General features: G+C 60.8%; 13 protein-coding genes and 1 pseudogene. 3 read left to right on the forward strand and 11 right to left on the reverse strand.

The features are described from left to right. Positions 1-27: 27 nt before the first annotated feature. The gene (locus tag AC2ETI_RS31690; protein ID WP_483634966.1) at positions 28-1,272 is read left to right on the forward strand and encodes a sensor histidine kinase; all 1,245 of its coding nucleotides are present in this window, start codon (positions 28-30) and stop codon (positions 1,270-1,272) included. 871 nt (positions 1,273-2,143) lie between these two features. On the opposite strand, the gene AC2ETI_RS31695 is transcribed toward AC2ETI_RS31690, so the two are convergent. From AC2ETI_RS31695 to AC2ETI_RS31705, 3 genes are all read right to left on the reverse strand, one after another. Continuing rightward, positions 2,144-2,386: a hypothetical protein gene (locus AC2ETI_RS31695; RefSeq protein WP_483634967.1), complete on the reverse strand. Its 243-nt coding sequence runs from the start codon at positions 2,384-2,386 to the stop codon at positions 2,144-2,146. A gap of 166 nt (positions 2,387-2,552) precedes the next feature. Continuing rightward, entirely contained in the window at positions 2,553-3,608 is a 1,056-nt protein-coding gene (locus tag AC2ETI_RS31700; protein WP_483634968.1) for a type IV toxin-antitoxin system AbiEi family antitoxin, read from the reverse strand. A 1,195-nt stretch (positions 3,609-4,803) separates the two neighbouring features. Continuing rightward, a complete protein-coding gene (locus AC2ETI_RS31705; protein ID WP_483634969.1) occupies positions 4,804-5,457 on the reverse strand; it encodes a DUF998 domain-containing protein in 654 nt (217 codons plus the stop codon). A 524-nt stretch (positions 5,458-5,981) separates the two neighbouring features. On the opposite strand from AC2ETI_RS31705, the gene AC2ETI_RS31710 reads away from it, so the two are divergent. Then, positions 5,982-7,007, forward strand: a complete 1,026-nt coding sequence (locus AC2ETI_RS31710; RefSeq protein ID WP_483634970.1) for a LacI family DNA-binding transcriptional regulator — start codon at positions 5,982-5,984, stop codon at positions 7,005-7,007. Positions 7,008-7,340: 333 nt separating this feature from the next. Here the strand turns inward: AC2ETI_RS31710 and AC2ETI_RS31715 are convergent, their stop codons facing one another. Genes AC2ETI_RS31715 through AC2ETI_RS31745 form a run of 7 tightly spaced genes read right to left on the reverse strand, consistent with a single transcriptional unit; the run spans position 7,341 to position 15,055 of the window. Next, entirely contained in the window at positions 7,341-8,321 is a 981-nt protein-coding gene (locus AC2ETI_RS31715) for an alpha/beta hydrolase (RefSeq protein ID WP_483634971.1), read from the reverse strand. A 13-nt stretch (positions 8,322-8,334) separates the two neighbouring features. After that, on the reverse strand, positions 8,335-9,576 hold the full coding sequence (locus AC2ETI_RS31720) for a serine hydrolase domain-containing protein (protein ID WP_483634972.1): 1,242 nt from the start codon (positions 9,574-9,576) through the stop codon (positions 8,335-8,337). After that, entirely contained in the window at positions 9,573-10,655 is a 1,083-nt protein-coding gene (locus AC2ETI_RS31725) for an oligopeptide/dipeptide ABC transporter ATP-binding protein (protein ID WP_483634973.1), read from the reverse strand. The genes AC2ETI_RS31720 and AC2ETI_RS31725 overlap by 4 nt, the downstream gene beginning before the upstream one ends. Next, positions 10,607-11,581, reverse strand: a complete 975-nt coding sequence (locus AC2ETI_RS31730) for an ABC transporter ATP-binding protein (RefSeq protein ID WP_483634974.1) — start codon at positions 11,579-11,581, stop codon at positions 10,607-10,609. The genes AC2ETI_RS31725 and AC2ETI_RS31730 overlap by 49 nt, the downstream gene beginning before the upstream one ends. Then, entirely contained in the window at positions 11,496-12,557 is a 1,062-nt protein-coding gene (locus AC2ETI_RS31735; protein ID WP_483634975.1) for an ABC transporter permease, read from the reverse strand. Before AC2ETI_RS31735 ends, AC2ETI_RS31730 begins: the two co-directional genes overlap by 86 nt. Continuing rightward, positions 12,554-13,492, reverse strand: a complete 939-nt coding sequence (locus AC2ETI_RS31740) for an ABC transporter permease (protein WP_483634976.1) — start codon at positions 13,490-13,492, stop codon at positions 12,554-12,556. Before AC2ETI_RS31740 ends, AC2ETI_RS31735 begins: the two co-directional genes overlap by 4 nt. 9 nt (positions 13,493-13,501) lie before the next feature. Then, positions 13,502-15,055, reverse strand: coding sequence for an ABC transporter substrate-binding protein (locus AC2ETI_RS31745; protein WP_483634977.1), 1,554 nt, complete (start codon positions 15,053-15,055; stop codon positions 13,502-13,504). Positions 15,056-15,333: 278 nt separating this feature from the next. Between AC2ETI_RS31745 and AC2ETI_RS31750 the strand changes: the two genes are divergently transcribed. Further along, positions 15,334-16,275, forward strand: a complete 942-nt coding sequence (locus tag AC2ETI_RS31750; protein WP_483634978.1) for a glycosyl hydrolase family 32 — start codon at positions 15,334-15,336, stop codon at positions 16,273-16,275. Positions 16,276-16,409: 134 nt separating this feature from the next. Here the strand turns inward: AC2ETI_RS31750 and AC2ETI_RS31755 are convergent. After that, positions 16,410-16,838, reverse strand: a pseudogene (locus tag AC2ETI_RS31755) (lipase); the annotation flags it as partial.

Genomic DNA, 16,838 nt, shown 5'->3' on the forward strand with positions numbered 1-16,838 from the left:
TGTCGATGGCGGCCCTACGATGGGGCCATGACCACACCGCGAATGCCGAGTGGCCCTATCCCACGGATCGGGCTCTACGAACGGATCCCGCGGGCCCTCGTGGCTTGTTTCGCATTTCTCGTCGTCGTCGACGCGATGCTGTCGGCCACGACCGGCCCAGTGTGGGCGACGGTGGTCGTGAATACGATCATCCTGACCGCAGTAGCCTGGCCTGCCGTTCTGCCCCCGGTGTGTCGTTCCGTCGATATACGTTCCGGTGTCGCGGCGGCGGCGTCGATCTCCGCGACGGTTGCATCGCTCGTGTGGGGTAGTCCTGCGACAGTCGGCCCGGGCGAGTTGACGATGTTGTTGGTTCTTCTCGTCCTGGCCGCGCGATGGTGTCGGCCCCGCTCGGTCGTCGCATGTTGTGCCGCGATCACGATGGCGGTGGTCCTCGCGCCGTTCCGCTTCGGGACGGTCGGGTCCGACCCTCTCGAGAGTACTGCGGGTTTCGCTGTGGTTGTAGCACTTCTTGCGTCGGCTGCTGCAGCTACCGGCTCGTATCTCCGGAGCCAAGATGAGCGACGCAGGCAGGCGATGATCGATATCCGTCGGTCCGAGCGGTTCGCGATTGCAGCGGACCTGCACGACTTCGTGGCCCACCATGTCACCGGGATTCTGGTTCAGAGCCAGATGGCGCGAATGCTGGCTGCTTCCGATTCCATGCGCTCGGCTGCACTGCTTGAAGAGATAGAAAGATCCGCCGGCGAAGCCCTCGATTCGATGCGCAACACTGTTGGGATACTGAGGGACGGCCACGAGTCGACGGCGGGGGCGAATGCGCATGCACCGTCGCACGATTTTCGGGCGTTGCCGGAGTTGACTGCACGCTTCGAGGCCACGTCCAGCGCGCGAGTGACGTTGCGCGGTATCGATGCGGACGTCGGGGACATACCGCATGTGGTGCAGGCTGCTGTCTTCCGGGTGGTTCAGGAGTCGTTGACCAACGTCCGCAAACACGCATCGAGTGCCACCGAGGTGGAGGTCGGTATCGAGATCGACGCGCGTGTGTGCCGCGCGTCAGTGCGCGACAATGGTTCACCGAGCCGGGGCAGTGTGCGTCAACCCGGGTACGGGCTGATCGGGTTGCGAGAGCGAGTCGAGGCGTTGGGCGGGACCTTCGCTGCCTGCGGCGGAGATGGCGGCGTCGGCTGGGTAGTCACTGCAGCGATACCGTGTGCCGCAGCGTCGACGCATTCGCTCCGGGGGCGTTCCGTTACACACAGAACCTGACGGGGGTTCGATCAAAGATGTTGAAGGAACATCAATCTCGTACACCATCCGTTCGTTCTGCCGTCGTGACTGCGTTTGCGCCGCCCCGCGCGTTTGTCCTGGTAGTTGCCGCGGCGTACCGGTTCGACCATCTTCGGTTGCCGCTCCTGCGATCGATGGTCCCGAGGGTGGTTTTTCGTAACATCGAGTAGCGAACCGTAGTTCGCGTGTCATGGTGGTGGGGGTGGATTCATCGGCGCGGGAGAGCGCTCGGGGGAGGCGGTCGCAGCGCCGACGTGGGTATTGCCCGCGCCCAGGCGTACCGGCGAGGCGGGTAGACCGCCAGGTGTGGACAGCGGTGTCGGGGGCCGGTCGAGGAGCACAGTGGTGCCGAATCGGCCCGTAAGTCGAGCCGGCGGTTCGACCTCGAGAGGCGTATCGAGTCGGGTGGACTTCGATGTTTCGCGGACTCTCAAATATGGGTCGTCCAACCGAGTTGCATTGCGTTGACAAGTTCAATTCGTCGGTCGGGGTTTGGGGTCCAGGCTCGCGGCGTTCCTGGGATGTTCATCCATCGTGGGAGCTCGCTGATGCGCGGTCCGGGCCACCTGAGTTCGAGCTCAGCTACTCGTGTGGTACCGATGTGTTCTGCAACATCTCTGCCGAGAAGGAAAGCTGTGCTTAGAGATTCGTCCATTGCAAATTTGTCGAGAACTTCGAAACCGGCGTCCCCATCGTTGTAAAGGCGATCTGCGACCGGACTGGAGTTGGCGTACCAGAAGAGAACCGTTGCGATGTCGCCAGCGTCCTTGTATTCGTCTCGCATGCTTCTATCGAGCCATGCGGCGAGCTTGAGTGCGCAGTATCCAGGGACTGTGGGGATCTTGATTGGTCAGATGGAGGGTAAGGGAAGGGCGTGAGCCCCATCGAACACCTCTTGGAATGCCCAGACGCTGAGGTCTCGGTCCGGCGGGTCAGGGACCACCCCAGCGGGGTCCTCGATGGCGCCGAACGGAACGAGGTCGGTAGGGATGCCACCTACGTCGTATCTGATTCCCGCGCCGCCAAGCTCTGGGAGACCGTCAACGATGGCTGCGTACGCCTCCCAACCTGCAACTGCGAACGCGATATCCACGTCTTCCGTGGCTCGCAGCGTAAATTCGTGCCCTAAGGCGTCGTGAAGCAAGTTCCGGCAATGCGCACCGAGAACCATGAGATCCGCTGGCTGCAAGCGTTCGGTTTGCTCGAGTAACTGGAAACTGACACGGTCAACGATCTCCAGTAGCGGGGGATCACATTTCTCAGGGTTGAACATGCTGGTCTCTCCACGTTGTAGCTACTTGGGTCAGCCTGGGGTCGTTGGCTGCGATCAAGTCGGCGTAGACGAGAGGCCAAGGTGCGTTGTGTGGTCCCCGCGCGCCCCGGCTGACGTTCTTTTGGTCCTTCTCCGGCTCGCGCCAGAACTGTTGTAAAACAGTAATATTCGGATTTCTGTCCGGGTCGTTTCGCCATCGGTTGACGAACGCCAGCTTGCGGTCGAAATGGTCCACGTACACAGTCAGAGTGGCTGGACGGTAGATTTCGACTCCCTTCGCGGACTCACCGCTGAGGTATGTCTCTTGGTTCGGAAGAACATCGATGACTGTTGGGTCGTCAGCGTAGAACGTGGAGGTGACGAGCTTGCGTCGTAGTCCTCGTGAGTACTGCGCTGCCCATGGTTCGAGTAGGTTGAGCGCCTGGTCAGCACGTAGCGAAGAACCTCTGTGCATCAGCCCAGCTTCATCGAGTAGTGAAAGAGCGTCGTGAGCTTGACCCATCGACACGCCGGAGGCTGTTGCTACATCTTGAACTCGTGCCGTTGCGAGATGTGGCCACGACAAGAGCGCGAAAATAACTTGCGAACGGCGGGGGCTGAAAAGGTTCCGGGGCGACGCTCGAGGTGGAGACTCGCCGGCGATACGAAAAGCGGCGTCCTGCTCTCCGGCGTGAGCCTTGGCCCTCCTGCCTCGGATGTCGATGTACACGTCGCCGAATTCGAGGTAGGTGTTACCTAACCTGTCGATGTACTGGATACGTAGGTCGCGAAGTGAAGTTGCGCTTCGTTCGGTGATCCGCTCACCGATGGCCAGTACAGGTGATTGGTCGTCGTGTTGCCGCAGATTTGAGAGTCTCGTGTGAGTCAGCGACGGGGCATAGACGACTCGATAGCGCTGCATGTTCCCGTTTCGGACCAAATTCGCGTATGCGTCAAACTCGTGGTCGGGGGCGTCGGCCCAGCGGAGGGCATTTACCGAGATCCCTACGTCTACCAGGCGTTCCAGGGTCGTCTCGATCCAGTGACGTTCGAGTGAGTTCACTTTCACATCCCCTCGCAATTTCAGCTTCTGTTGCGTTTCAGTCTAAATGAAAATGTTGCAAAACTGAAAGAACTGCCACTGGGGCCGGGCCGAATTCGGGTGTACACCAACCGCTGGCAGGGGCACACGGGTGTTTTGGCGCCGCGGTTATTTGCGGCGTTCGAGGAATTCCACTTCGGTGACCGCACCGTGGATCTCGATGCCCGCTCCGGCCTGCTGCTTTGGAGAAGAGCCTGGCCGCCGGTGAATGATCCAGCCGCGCTGACCCTCTTCGAGCGGCCCCCGTGCGGTTACGGCTGCCGCGGCTGCCTGGTGTGTCGCTCGCAGGTGGCTTTGACGCCGGAGGGCGCTGTAGCGTCAAAGCCGCTGGATTGGTCACGGCCACACCCACGCCTTCTCCCGGTGTGTTCACACTGACCGCGACCCGGAAGATCGGGGCCGTCGCCGTCGATGTCCTCGCTATGCGGGTGGAACCGAAAGCATCGATCAGCCGCGTGACTTCGATGATGGGATGCGTACGTGACCGCGCCTGGTGGTCGGAGCGCACCGCACTCGCCGATACGGATACCGACCTGGTTGCTTGCATTGGCCGAAGCGTTCGCCGTCGCCGCCGAGCGCGCGACTGCCCGCGGGCACTGTCAAGTTGTTGAAATGCCTGATCTGGAATGATCCGGTGGTGTCGTCGACGTGACCTGCCTGCGGCTAGTGCAGATCGGCCTCCCTGTGGCGACCTGATTCTCATTCACACCATGGACACCATCCGCCGATCACACACCAAGTACCGAACGGTACGTCCGGGCCGTTGCCGCTACGCGGCCCTCCGAGTGGTCCGGAAAATCGTCGTCAAGTTCGCCCCAGGACGCCATGTCGGGGACCGATCCGTCCCCGCTCCGCTCCACGGGGTTGATAGGCCACCCGTTATCTTTTATGGCCCCTTCGTCTGACGCATAGGAGATGCCCAATGTCCGGGATATTGTGCAGCAGGGTGGCATTCGGCTCTCGAGGTTGTGGCGGGGAGCCGAAGACCGGTGGGGATTGTTCGCTGTCGGTGGTGGGGTCCGTGCTGGGTGCGCGTCCGCTCGGTGGGTGCCGTGGCGGTTATGCCGGCGAGGCCGTTGTCGATCAGCCGGCCTGGATGCCGCAGTCCCGATGGCGCGTGCCACGTGGTTGAGTTGAGGGTCCTGCGCATCGGTGGTCAGCTGTCCTTCTGTGAGTGGACGGTCTTGTGGTCGTAGGTCTCACGGAGCATGTGAATTGCGAAGAGGAGTTGCCAGGCCACGATCGTATATACCGCCCCTCGCTCCGAGACGCCCAGTTCGACGAGGAAATTCGTTCCGGCGACCTTGGATACTCCGTGCACGATCAGGCTGACGATACCGAGCGCTCCGAGGCCGATGGTGACCCGGCTCAGGCGGGGGCCGAGTAGGGGGCGGAGGGTTCTGGCGCCCGCCCAGATAGCCAACGCATTACCTCCGACGATGGCCATGAGTGCCCCGATCCCGTGAAACACCATAAGCCCGTTATCTGCGTTTTCGGGGCTGCCGTGTACGAGACCGACCAAAGCGATTCCGAAGCCTTGCGCAGCTGCGAGTGCGAGGAAAACGCTTTTACCTCTCCCCCAGGGTAGGGCCCACCAGAGCACTACGCCGGCGATCAGGGTGGAAAGGCCGTATCCGACGAATCCTGCGTTCATGAGCTCGAACAGACGTGAATTCAAGGCGCGACCCTCGAAAACCACCTCGCCGGAAACGCCGAGGTCGCTGATGAAGTTCCGGGCATAGCTGTAATTAGGGAATCCGATTGCTGAAATGGCCTCTGCCAGGAGGTACCACAGGGCACCCAGTCCCATCACTGTTGATGCTATTCCGACGGCCGGGTTTTTGACGCTCACATTCACTTCACCACTCCAGATTTTCGAGGACACTGCCGGGCGGGGTAGAGCCGGATTGTGTGCAATTCGGTTGTGTCTGCGGTTGCCCGGTGACGGGTTCCCATCGACTCCCATCCAATAGATTACACGTGTAACCTGCCGATGACAGACCTGCTTTTGGTGTGTGCGGAACATGTACTCGAATAATCATCGCGTGTTGCGGGGTCGCTGGTGTCGATCGCAGTCGAGATCGCTGGCCCATCGTGGTAGACATTCGTCAGTCAGGAAGTGGGGGCAGAGGATCGTCAGGGCAGGGTGGGCGGTCGATGATCCGCAGGCCGCGAGCTTCGGCTCCGTTCAGTCGCGGGCGGGGGAGGATATTCGGGTGCGCGCACCACGTGTTCGTCTGTCGACGACACTTACACGTGTCATTATGGAACGCACGAGCGCGACGGTGACCGATGGGTGTACGTGTGGCACCAGTGTGTTGAGGAGGGGCGGAGATGGTCCACCGAACTACGAGTGCGCATGTGGCGCGGGCTGCGGGTGTGTCTCGCGCGACAGTCAGTTACGTTCTCAACAACCGCACCGACAAACAGATCTCGGAGTCCACACGCCGTTCGGTGCTCGATGCGGCGACGAAATTGAATTACAGTCCGTCACCCGCTGCGCGTGCGTTGAGAAGTGGCCGAGGTGACGTGGTCGTTGCGCTGGTTCCTCACGGTTGGGACGACGGCGGTCCGATCGGAAGCTTGCTGTCGGACATCGGGAGTGAACTGGGAATGCATGATCTCGCGTTTCTGCGGTTTCAGGCCGACATTCGGCCCGGGGTCGTCCGGCGTTTGCTTAAGGCTGTCGCCGCTGAGTGTGTTGTCACGTTCGAGCCCCTCGATAGTGCGGACCAAGCCGCTCTCGAACATGCCGGGGTGCCCGAAGTGCGGGCGTGGATCCTCGAATCCGGTGCTGGCGAAGACTCGATTCGAATCGGTCAGAGCGATATCGTGCGCACGCAGGTCGAGCACTTGATCAGCACTGGATGTGATCGACTGGTCTATGCGGCCGAGGCCGCTCAACGTGCAAACGAGTTCGTACGCGTACGGGCATATGAGTTTTCGACTCTGCGTGGCGAAATCGGATACCGCACCATGTCGACGAGGTATCTCGGTGCGGCAACATCTTCGGCGACCGCAGCAGTGCGATCCTGGATCACCGACGGAGAACGAGTGGGTGTCTGCGCATTTTCCGACATTGTGGCGGGGCGTGTACTTGCTGCAGCCAGAGATCTGGACGTGGATGTCCCCGGTGAACTATCGGTGGTAGGGGTCGATGATTCCCCCCTCTCGGCGTTCTTGGTCCCACCCTTAACTACCGTTGGGTTCGACCTCGCTCGGGAAGCGACACTGATTGCGGGTACGATTCTTTCGCGGTTGAAGCGGGGTTCCTCTGTGCCCGACGGCCAAGACCGCCCGTCGGTGTGGTTGATCCCCCGTGCCAGTACCCCGCGACCCGCGGACAAGGCGCGGGCGTGAAATGTTTGCAGAAAGCGGTAGGCAAGGGACACCCTGGTGCGGAGTCAGAGGTCAGGTAGACCCGAAAAATAAATCGAGCATTTTTCCCACAGCCAAGATTGCCGTTCGTACCCTGCAGTGCAACCACCAAACCTTCTACGATGACACGCAGATTGCAGGACGGTTATCTGCGAAATGAGCCGAACACAATGGTGAGAGCTCCTGTGCCGTAGTCGATAGTATTGCCCACTGCGGTTTTCTCGGTGAAGATCCCACATCGAAGTGTCTGGCACGACCGCGTGCCGGTCATTCTAGTTCTCAAGGTAAGCGTCCTATCGAGCGAAAATTGTGTCCTCAGGTGGAGGGTATGTCGCTGAAATTCAGTGCAGTCCGGCCGCTATGGGCTTCGTTGAGTGCGCCGATGGCTTCGTCTCTCCATGCTCGTGCTGCGGGCATCACCTTGGTCAGAGCCGGTGAGATATGGATCTGACCTGCCTGGAGTGAAAAGGTCGTATGTACTCCGGCGGTCTGCAGGCGTTGTGTATATCGCTCCCCGTCCCCGCGTACCGGATCGTATTCTGCCGACATGATGTAGGCGGGTGGCAGGTCCGACACGTCCGGAGCGAGGAGCGGGGAGGCGTACTGGTGTCGTGCTGATTCGCCGTCCGGTAGGTAGTACTCGACGACTCGACGGAGCGTGCCGTAGGTGAGCCCGTAGCCGCTTGCGTAGTCGGTGCACGAGGACGACTGCAGGGTGAGATCGAGTGCAGGTACCTCGAGCAGTTGGAAGGCGATTTCCGGTCCTCCTTGCTCACGCACTTTGATCGTCAGTGCCGCAGCGAGATTCGCGCCGGCCGAACCGCCACCGACAGTGATGAGGTCTCGGCGGATTCCATAGCCCTCTGCGTGCTCGGCGAGCCAGAGCAAGGCCGCGTAGGAGTCGTTGAGTCCCGTCGGGTAAGGGTGTTCCGGTGCTTTGCGGTAGTCGGCGGTGACGACAACGCACTGCGCGCCGACGCACCGTTCCCTGGCTATGATGTCAATGACTTCTGCATCGATCGTTCCGCCGATCCATCCGCCGCCGTGCAAGTACAGGTGCCCGGGATGCGGTCCTTCGCCGAACGGTCGGTACATCCGCGCCTTGATCTCGCCGCCGTCGACTGCGATCATCGCGTCCGTCACCGCCGCTACTTGCGGTCCAGGTTCTGCTATCCGGTGCACAAGTGCATCTGCGGCCGCATTGTCCGCTTCGCGCCAGGCACCGAAGTCGTCGATGTGATCGGGGAAGGGCGGAAGGTGCGCGAGTAGCGGGACCAGAAATGGATCGAGGGGCATGATTTTCTCCGTATTATCGTTCGAGGCAGGTGCGGAGCTCGTCGACGATCGCATCGACGCGTCGATCAGGGGCGGGGCCGAATACGCTGGGTACGAATGCGAATCCAAGTCGCTTCCCACTGTCCGCGAAGCACAGACCGCCAGCGGCGCCGTCATGCCCGAAGCTGTCTACGCCGAGCATCGGCCGGTTGTCAGCAGGGAGCATGAAGCCGGTTCCCCATTTCGGGAAAGGAGGTTCTGCGGCACCGATCACTTGTGGTCCTTCGCTCTCCACCCAGCAGGCGTCGTCTATCACGGCCTTGGACAGTAGGGGCGGTCGACGCGTGTAGTTTCGGTCGTTCACGTTCGAGACCAAAGCAGCGTGAAGTTTGGCCAAACTGCGAGCGGTGCTCATCGCGTTTGCCGCAGGAAGTTCGGAGTTGCGTAGCCGGGCTTCGTTCCACGAGTTCTTGATCGTGACTCCCGCGACCGGGATGTCGAGTGCCCCGTTCATCGTGATAGCTCGCAGCGCAAGGTCGTCAAGTATCAACTGGTTGGTGACACCGGCAGCGCCGCCGACGATCGGTGCCGGTAAGACCGCTGCCGTGCGGGAGTGGTGTTCGTAGGGTAGACCGATCCACAGGTCGAGTCCGAGTGGTTCGCTGAGGGTGTTTCGCAGCACCTCACCTAGGGTTTGTCCGGTGATACGGCGGACGACCTCGCCGAGGAGAAAGCCGACTGTGATGGCGTGGTAAGCGTGTGCCGTTCCCGGGCTCCAGTACGGCGTCTGGCTTTCGAGAGCAGAGATCACCGGTCCCCATGTACAGACATCGTCGAAGGTCAACGGCGAGTCGACGAGAGGCAGACCGGCTCGGTGGCTGAGGACTTCTCGAACGGTGATGCGATCCTTGCCGTTCGCCGCGAATTCCGGCCAGTATCGAGATACTGCGGCATCGAGGTCAAGCACCCCCCGCTCCACCAGCGTCAGGGCGAGAATCGTTGTCACGCTCTTGGAGCAGGAGAACAGCATTGCCAAGGTATCGCGGCCCCAGGCCTGCCCTCGGGTGATGTCGGCAACACCACCCCATACGTCGATGACGGGGTCCCCGTCTACGTACACCGCGAGAGAGGCACCGCCGTGCGAGGTCGAGGCAAGGTGTTCTTCGAACCGGGCGATCACCGGGGCGAATCGATCGTCGTAGTCACCGTGGGCTTCAGGAGTGCGCAATGGGGTCTCTCTTCCGTAGTCGAGCCGTAGTTTGTTGTGTGGCTTCATGATTCGACTATCTGACAGTTCCGCCTGTGGGATGCGGATATCGCGGATTCGTGCTTCCACTCCGGATAGCGGTGGCATGCGACGGACACACCCCCACCTACTGCGCGCAGCGGCGGCAGAGTTGTTCTGCAGTGTGGGACAGCAAAGGGGCAACGATCGGCGAACGGGCATCCCGGGTGCGCCGGCAGGGAAGGCGCAGCGACGGTATCGTCTCGGGCTTTCGTACGGGTTGATCGCTTGGCGTCTTGTTGAAACGGGTCTGCGATCGGGGCAGCCAGAAGAAGTGCTCTGGTGTATGGGTGTGCCGGTGTGGCTCCGACGCTGCTCGTCGGTCCTCGTTCCATCACCTTCCCGCGGTACAGGACGGTGGTGTCGTGGCAGATTCTTCGAACGACATTCATATCGTGGGAGATGAACAGGTAGGACAGACCGGACTCTGCTTGCAGGTCCACAAGTAGATTGAGAATCTGAGCTTGAACGGAGAGATCGAGTGCGCTCACGGCTTCATCGCAAACCAGGAATTGCGGAGACGTCATCAAGGCGCGCGCGATGCAGATTCGTTGCCGCTGCCCTCCTGAAAATTCGCGCGGCAACTTCTTCGTTGCCGACGGGTCCAAGCCCACTCGTTCCAGCGAGTAGGCAACACGATCCTCGATTTTTCGATCTCGGATACCTTGTGCTCGAATAGGCTCGGCTAGAGACCGGCCGATAGTGTAGGAGGGGTTCAACGACCCTGTCGGGTCCTGGAAAACTGCCTGCAGTGTCTTTGCCAGGGTTGTGCGGTCGAACTTTTCAGTGCCGGTGACATTTGTTTTGCCGACCGTGATGGTTCCGGACTGAACGGGTACAAGACCGAGGATAGCTCTGGCCAATGTGGACTTTCCCGATCCCGACTCTCCGATCACTCCCACGGTGCGTCCGTGAGGGACGTCGATACTGACACTGTCGAGTGCGCGGAACAGCGGATCTCGTCGGCGACGACGAAAGCCGACTTCGATGTCGCGGACTGTAATTGCGGGATCTTGAGAGGTCATGGTGTGCTTTCGGATAGCGGCGGAAAGGTGCCGATGCGGATGCATCGAGAAAATGCGTCCTCTCCGGTTCGGATCAGTGGGACAGCATCTTCGAGGCAGGCCTCATGTGCGTAGTGGCACCGTGCAGCAAATCGGCATCCGGTTGACCATTCCTCGGGCTGGGGGACTCGTCCGGGAAGCGTCGGCAACCGTGTGGTTCGAGTGTTTCGAGATAGGTCGGACGCCAGTAGCGCTGCGGTGTAAGGATGCTCGGGACGTGTAAAGACGGTGTCAGTGTTGGCGAGCTCCACCACTTCGCCGGCATACATGACGGCAGCGCGATCGCAGATGTCGGCGATGACTCCCCAGTCGTGCGTGATCAGCAATATGGCCAACTTGTTCGTTGCCTTCAAACCTCGGAGCAACGTGAGGATCTCTGATTGGACGGTGACGTCGAGAGCGGTGGTGGGTTCGTCGGCGATGAGAAGCGTCGGCCGACCGGCCAGGGCCAGAGCGATCGCTATTCTCTGCGCCATTCCGCCGGAGATCTGATGGGCGTAGGAGGTGAGCACTCGTTCCGGGTCGCGAATCTCGACTTGACGCAACAGCTCGAGTGCACGCTTTCGCCGTGTGCTTTTGGGCCCCTTGTCGTGTTTGGCGATGATTTCGTCCAAGTGGCTACCCACACTGTGGGTGGGGTCCAATGCGCCCATGGGGTCCTGTGAGATGTAGGCAATTCCTGATCCTCGAATGTCGCGGTATGCGTCCGAGTCTCCCGCGCGAAGATCTATTCCGTCGAACTCGATCACCCCGCTTTCGATGGTGAGACCAGCTGGGAGCAGGTCGAGGACGGACAAAGCGGTCACGCTTTTTCCGCACCCCGATTCTCCGACCAAGCCCACTGTTTCACCGCGTAGCACATCGAACGCGACATTGGTGACCAAGGATTTTCCCGGAGAAGCTTGTACGGTCAGCCCGTGGACGCTGAGCACGGGGTGCCGTCGTGAGGAGGACTGTTCGGCCGGGGCGGGGGGGCGCCTGGGCGGAGCCGCCATTCGTCGCTGGCACATTTTTCGATCGGCGGGTCGTGCGGGCTTTCGTCTGGTCGGTGTCGGCCGACCGATCTCGTGCGATATCGCCTAATGTTCCGAATGCCAAGACTGCGAGGGTGATCGCCAATCCAGGAGGGAATAGAAGCCAGGACGACTGGGTGATGACGCCGGCTGCTTCGGCCACGCTCCCGCCCCACGTCGGTGTCGAGCTATCGGCCAATAGGCCGAGGAAGCCGAGTACAGCTTGAAATCCGAGCGCGACCGCGGCAAACAAGGACACTTGCACCAGCAGTGGCCCACGCACGCGACGCAGAATGTGGGTCCTGATAATGGTGAATGTTCCGACGCCGGAGACTTGCGCCGCCGTCACGAACAGTTCGTGCTTGACATTCGCTGCGGCGCCGCGGAGGACTCGTATCAGACCCGGCGAACCGAGTATTCCGAGACTGACCATTGCGGCTGTGGGTTCACCGGTGAAGACAACCAGTACGACAAGTACGACGATGATGGGTGGTACCGACATCACAAGTTCAGCGGTGCGCATGATCGCGGCATCGATGCGGCCGCCTCGGTATCCCGCCACGAGGCCGAGCGGAAGCCCTATCGCCAGGAAAACCATGACGGCTTGAAAGGTGCCGAGGAGGGTGGGTTCTATTCCGTAGAGCAGCCTGCTGAGGACATCTCGGCCGAGAGTGTCCGTACCGAGCAGGTGGTCCGCGGAGGGTGTCTGCAAGGTTCGCGTCAGGTCCTGATCGCCCGGCGGATACGGCGCGATACGCTCTGCGAAGAGTGCACAGACGAACAACGTAACCAGATAACCTGCAGAGATCACGAACAGCGGGCGATGCAGCAGTCGTACGAACGACGCCCTTTCGGATCCAGGGGAGGTGGTTTCGGTCGGTGTTCCAGTGCTCACGAGACCCGCACTTTCGGATTGAAGTAGCCGTAGGCGATGTCGACGATCAGGTTGACCACGATGACGATGACGGTGAAAAACAGAACTACTCCCTGGATCAACGGAACATCGCCCGATGCCGTTGCTTGCACTGCGGTTCCTCCCAGCCCCGGTAGAGCGAATATCGATTCGATGGCAACGGCTCCGCTCAATGCCCCGACGAAGGTCAACCCCACCACCGTCAGAACTGGGACGGCGGCATTCTTCAATGCATGACGCAAGAGAATGGATTTCTCGGAGACACCGGCGGCGCGGAGGGTGCGGATGAACGGCTTCTCGGTTGCATCAGCGACGGCATCTCGCGTTTGTTTGGCAATCGCAGCAGTGGCGGGGATTGTGAGAGTGATCACCGGGAGTACCAGGCTCGACAGCCATTGTGACGGCGATTGTTGGAACGGCACATAGCCCAACGCCGGAAACATGTTGACTTTGACAGCGAGGAGGACCACGAGAATCAGGCCGAGCCAGAAGGTGGGGACGGCGAGTCCCAACACGGCAATAGCGTCGACTATTTTGCCGATGAACCCCCCGCGGGCCCCCAGGATCCCGAACGCCACACCCACGATCGCGGCCAGGACTGTTGCCCCGACTATCAGTGACAGTGTCGGTCCGAGACGTCCGAGCAATTGCTCTGCGACTGGTTGTCTGTTGACCAGCGACACTCCCAAATTCCCATGCATCGCATTGCCCAGCCAATGGGTGTATTGCTGCCACAGTGGCAGATCCAATCCCATCTGTGAGCGGGTCTGGGCTATCTGTTCGATCGACGCATTCTTGCCTGCGACGACGTGTGCAGCGTCACCAGGTAGTAGCGCTATCAGTACGAAAGTGGCTGCAGAGACCAGCAACAGGAGAGGAATCGACATTGCCACGCGATGAAAAACTATCTTGAGCACGACGATCCTTCAGTGTGCCGGGCGAAGGTCGGTGAAGTGCGGAACCGCGCCATTCAGCGTTGTGGCCTCGATGCCCGTGAAACCGTCGGCCACATAAAACGCGAGAGGGGCGGCGAGCACCGGTAGCGCCCAGCCGAGTTCGACCAGGCGGGCGTTGATGGCTTTCTCCAGTTCTCCGGCCTCTGCTGCCGGAGTCGCGAAGTATCGGCCGTACAGCTCTGTCAATTCTGCGTCGTCGGTGTGAAACGGGTTGAAGGGGCCCTGTGGGCTCACGAACCCGGCGTACAACGAGTTGGCATCACGGAGCCCGTAACCGATAGCCGCTGTGGGGAATTCCCCGGACGTCATGGCAACGACGTAATCGTTCGCCAGGGGTTTGGAGGCGATATCGACTGTGACACCGATTTTTCGGAGGTCACCGGCGACGGCCTGAGTTACTTTGTCGAGGCCGGCAAGTGGAACGCTCAGCGCTGTTACGGAGAAGCCGTTCGGGTAACCGGCTTCCGACAGCATTTGTCGTGCTCGTTCCGGGTCGTACCCCGTTTTTCCGTCCAATGAGGGGTCGTAACCTGCGGTGTCGGGGAGGGCGTACTGCGACGTCGAAAGCTGCGCGTCTCCGAAAAGTCCCTCCGCAATTGCTCTACGGTCCACCGCCATGTTGAGTGCTGCGCGGACGTTGACGTCTTTGAGTGGTGCGCTGACCTCGCCCTGCCGGTCCATGAGGTTCAACCCCAGCAGTGTCTGCGGGGCGGATACCACGTCGATGCCAGCATTTTCAGCAGCGCTCATCGTAGTGGCGTCGCCCTGTCCGGCCTGGATTTGCCCCGCACGAATGCCCTGGATCATCGACGACGAATTTGCCACGATCCGCACGACGACTTTGTCGAAGTGCACGGCGTCCTTGTTCCAGTAGTGAGGGTTCGGGACGAACGTGTAGTGGTCGTTCGCCACCGTGTCCGCAGAGTCGATCATGTACTGGCCGGCACCCGCGGAACCGGTGCTCAACGTCTCGGGATTCGCAACCGCGTTTGGGCTTGCGACGTTACCGGCCCCGAAGGCCTGCGCGAAGTAGAAGTTATACCCCGGATCGCTACGGTTGAGAGTCAGCCGAAGGCTCAGGGGCGATGTGACGTCGATGCGGTCGATCGATTGGATCAACAACCCGGCCGAGCTGGACTGCTGCTTCTCGTATTCCAGATAGGTCTTCACTGCTTGGGCATCGAGGGTTGCACCGTCGCTGAACTTCACCCCGTCGCGCAATGTGAGCTCGTAAACTCTGTTCTCCGAGTCGGAATAGCCGAATTGTGTCGCCAACCCCGGCGAGTACGTCCCGTCGGATTCGAGAACGACAAGAGGCTCGTAGGCCCACTGGTACAGCGGGTTGTATAGAGGATCGCCCAGAGCCGGATTCAGTGTCGCGGGCGCGGCGACCGCACCGAACGTGAAAACTCCTTCCACTGATGACCCGCCGCTGTTACTGCACGAAACGAGCGAGGCTGCCAGCGCAACAGCTGCGCTACCAACGGCCAATCGAGCAAATGGGTGATGACAATTCATCTTCATGAAGTGGCTTCCTCGAAGTGCGTAGTTTCGACCGAAATGGGTAACACGTGTAACCAAATGGCGAAACAGGAAAAAGTTGAAAGTGATGTAGCGCACGTTACACGTGTAACATGAGGCTGGCAATGATCAAGCCGGTTTCGTTCGGACGGCGCCGGATCGGCACGGATGACTGAGAGGATGCGTGAGTTGGCCTTGACGACGGATCGATCCGCTGACTTCCATGGCCCTCGCCGGATCAACCGCCCTTGCATCGTCCCCACTTGGTAGAAAGTGAGTTCATGACCCTTCGATTGCCCAATGCCTGGGTATGGGACAGCTGGTACGTGCAAGACGACGCGGGAGTCTACCACTGCTTCTTCCTCAAGGCTTCACGGTCCTTGGTAGACCCTGAGCGACGCCACATGAATGCCTGTATCGGCCACGCGACGTCCACGGATTTACGGGTTTGGGAGCCGGCCGCCGATGCTCTGATGCCAGCCGAGTCCCCAGGCTTCGACGACACAGCGGTATGGACCGGCTGCGTCGTCCGCTCGCCCGAGGGGTGGTGGTTGATGTTCTATACGGGAGTCGGTAATGCTCCTCGTGGCGTTGTACAGCGAATCGGTGTAGCCCGTTCGATCGACCTATTCACCTGGGAGCGTGTCGGTTCCGGAGCTCTGGTCGAACCTGATCCGAAATGGTATGAATCGAGCCACGACTCCGATGGGGCTGGTGAAGCATGGCGCGACCCCTGGGTCTTTCCAGACCCTGACGGTGACGGCTGGCACATGCTGATTACTGCACATGCCGTCCACGGCCCGGTTGATGGGCGCGGTGTGATCGGGCATGCGCGGTCACCCGACTTACTGCGTTGGGAAGTGGGCCCGCCGCTGACCTCTCCGGCGGGATTCGGGCACTTGGAGGTCCCGCAGGTAGCGGTCGTAGACGGGCAGCCGCTGTTGGTGTTTTGCAGCAACCTGGGCCCCCGGGCCGCCGCACACCGGATATGGTGCATCCCGGGAGATAGCCTCACAGGACCGTGGGACATGACGGCAGCACGTCCGGTGTCACTGCCGGCGTCACATATATACGCTCCAAGGCTAATCCGCGATCGAGCGGGTGAATGGCAGCTCATGGGATTCGTGGATGAAGTCGCAGGCCGCTTCGTCGGCGAGCTGAGCAACCCGATTCCAGTGGCGTACACCACGCGTGGACTCATGCAAATGAGCGGCGAAGTCTAAATGAGCGGCGAAGTCTAATGGCATGACCCAGTGGGAGTCCGTATGAAGGTGAACAGTGATGCGCGGCAGTTGTTGTCCTGTTCCTGATCGATGATTATGTTGTGAGGCAACGTAATCGGGTTGGTCGATGGACCGCGCGCGGAGAGTGGCGGTTCGACCGCACGCGCGGCGCGCACCATGTCGATCACGCTGTGCACCGCCGACGGTCCGTCCAGGTACGCGTGGATTCCCGGCGTGCCGAGCCCCACGTAGTCGGTCGCGCCGATCGCGTAGCCCTGCGAGAGCCAGTTCGTGAGGTATGGACTGCCGACGGTCACGGTGGGAGCGCACTGGTCGGAAATACCTACAGTGCCGTGAGCCCACGAGATGACCGGCCAACCGCCTTCGGGTGGGTCGCCGGGGGGGTAGGAAGAGCGCGCCCGTACTCAACGCGGGCTGGTTCAGCGGTCCTGTGGACCAGTACGTGAGCTTTGATGCGTTGGCGGTGCCGGGAATCCAGAAGGAGTGCGGCAGGGAAGTTGCCGCGGTCACTGTGCCCGGCGTCGTGATTGACGACGGTTCCT

The sequence above is a fragment of the Rhodococcus sp. MurmanLake-1 genome (genome assembly GCF_056945715.1).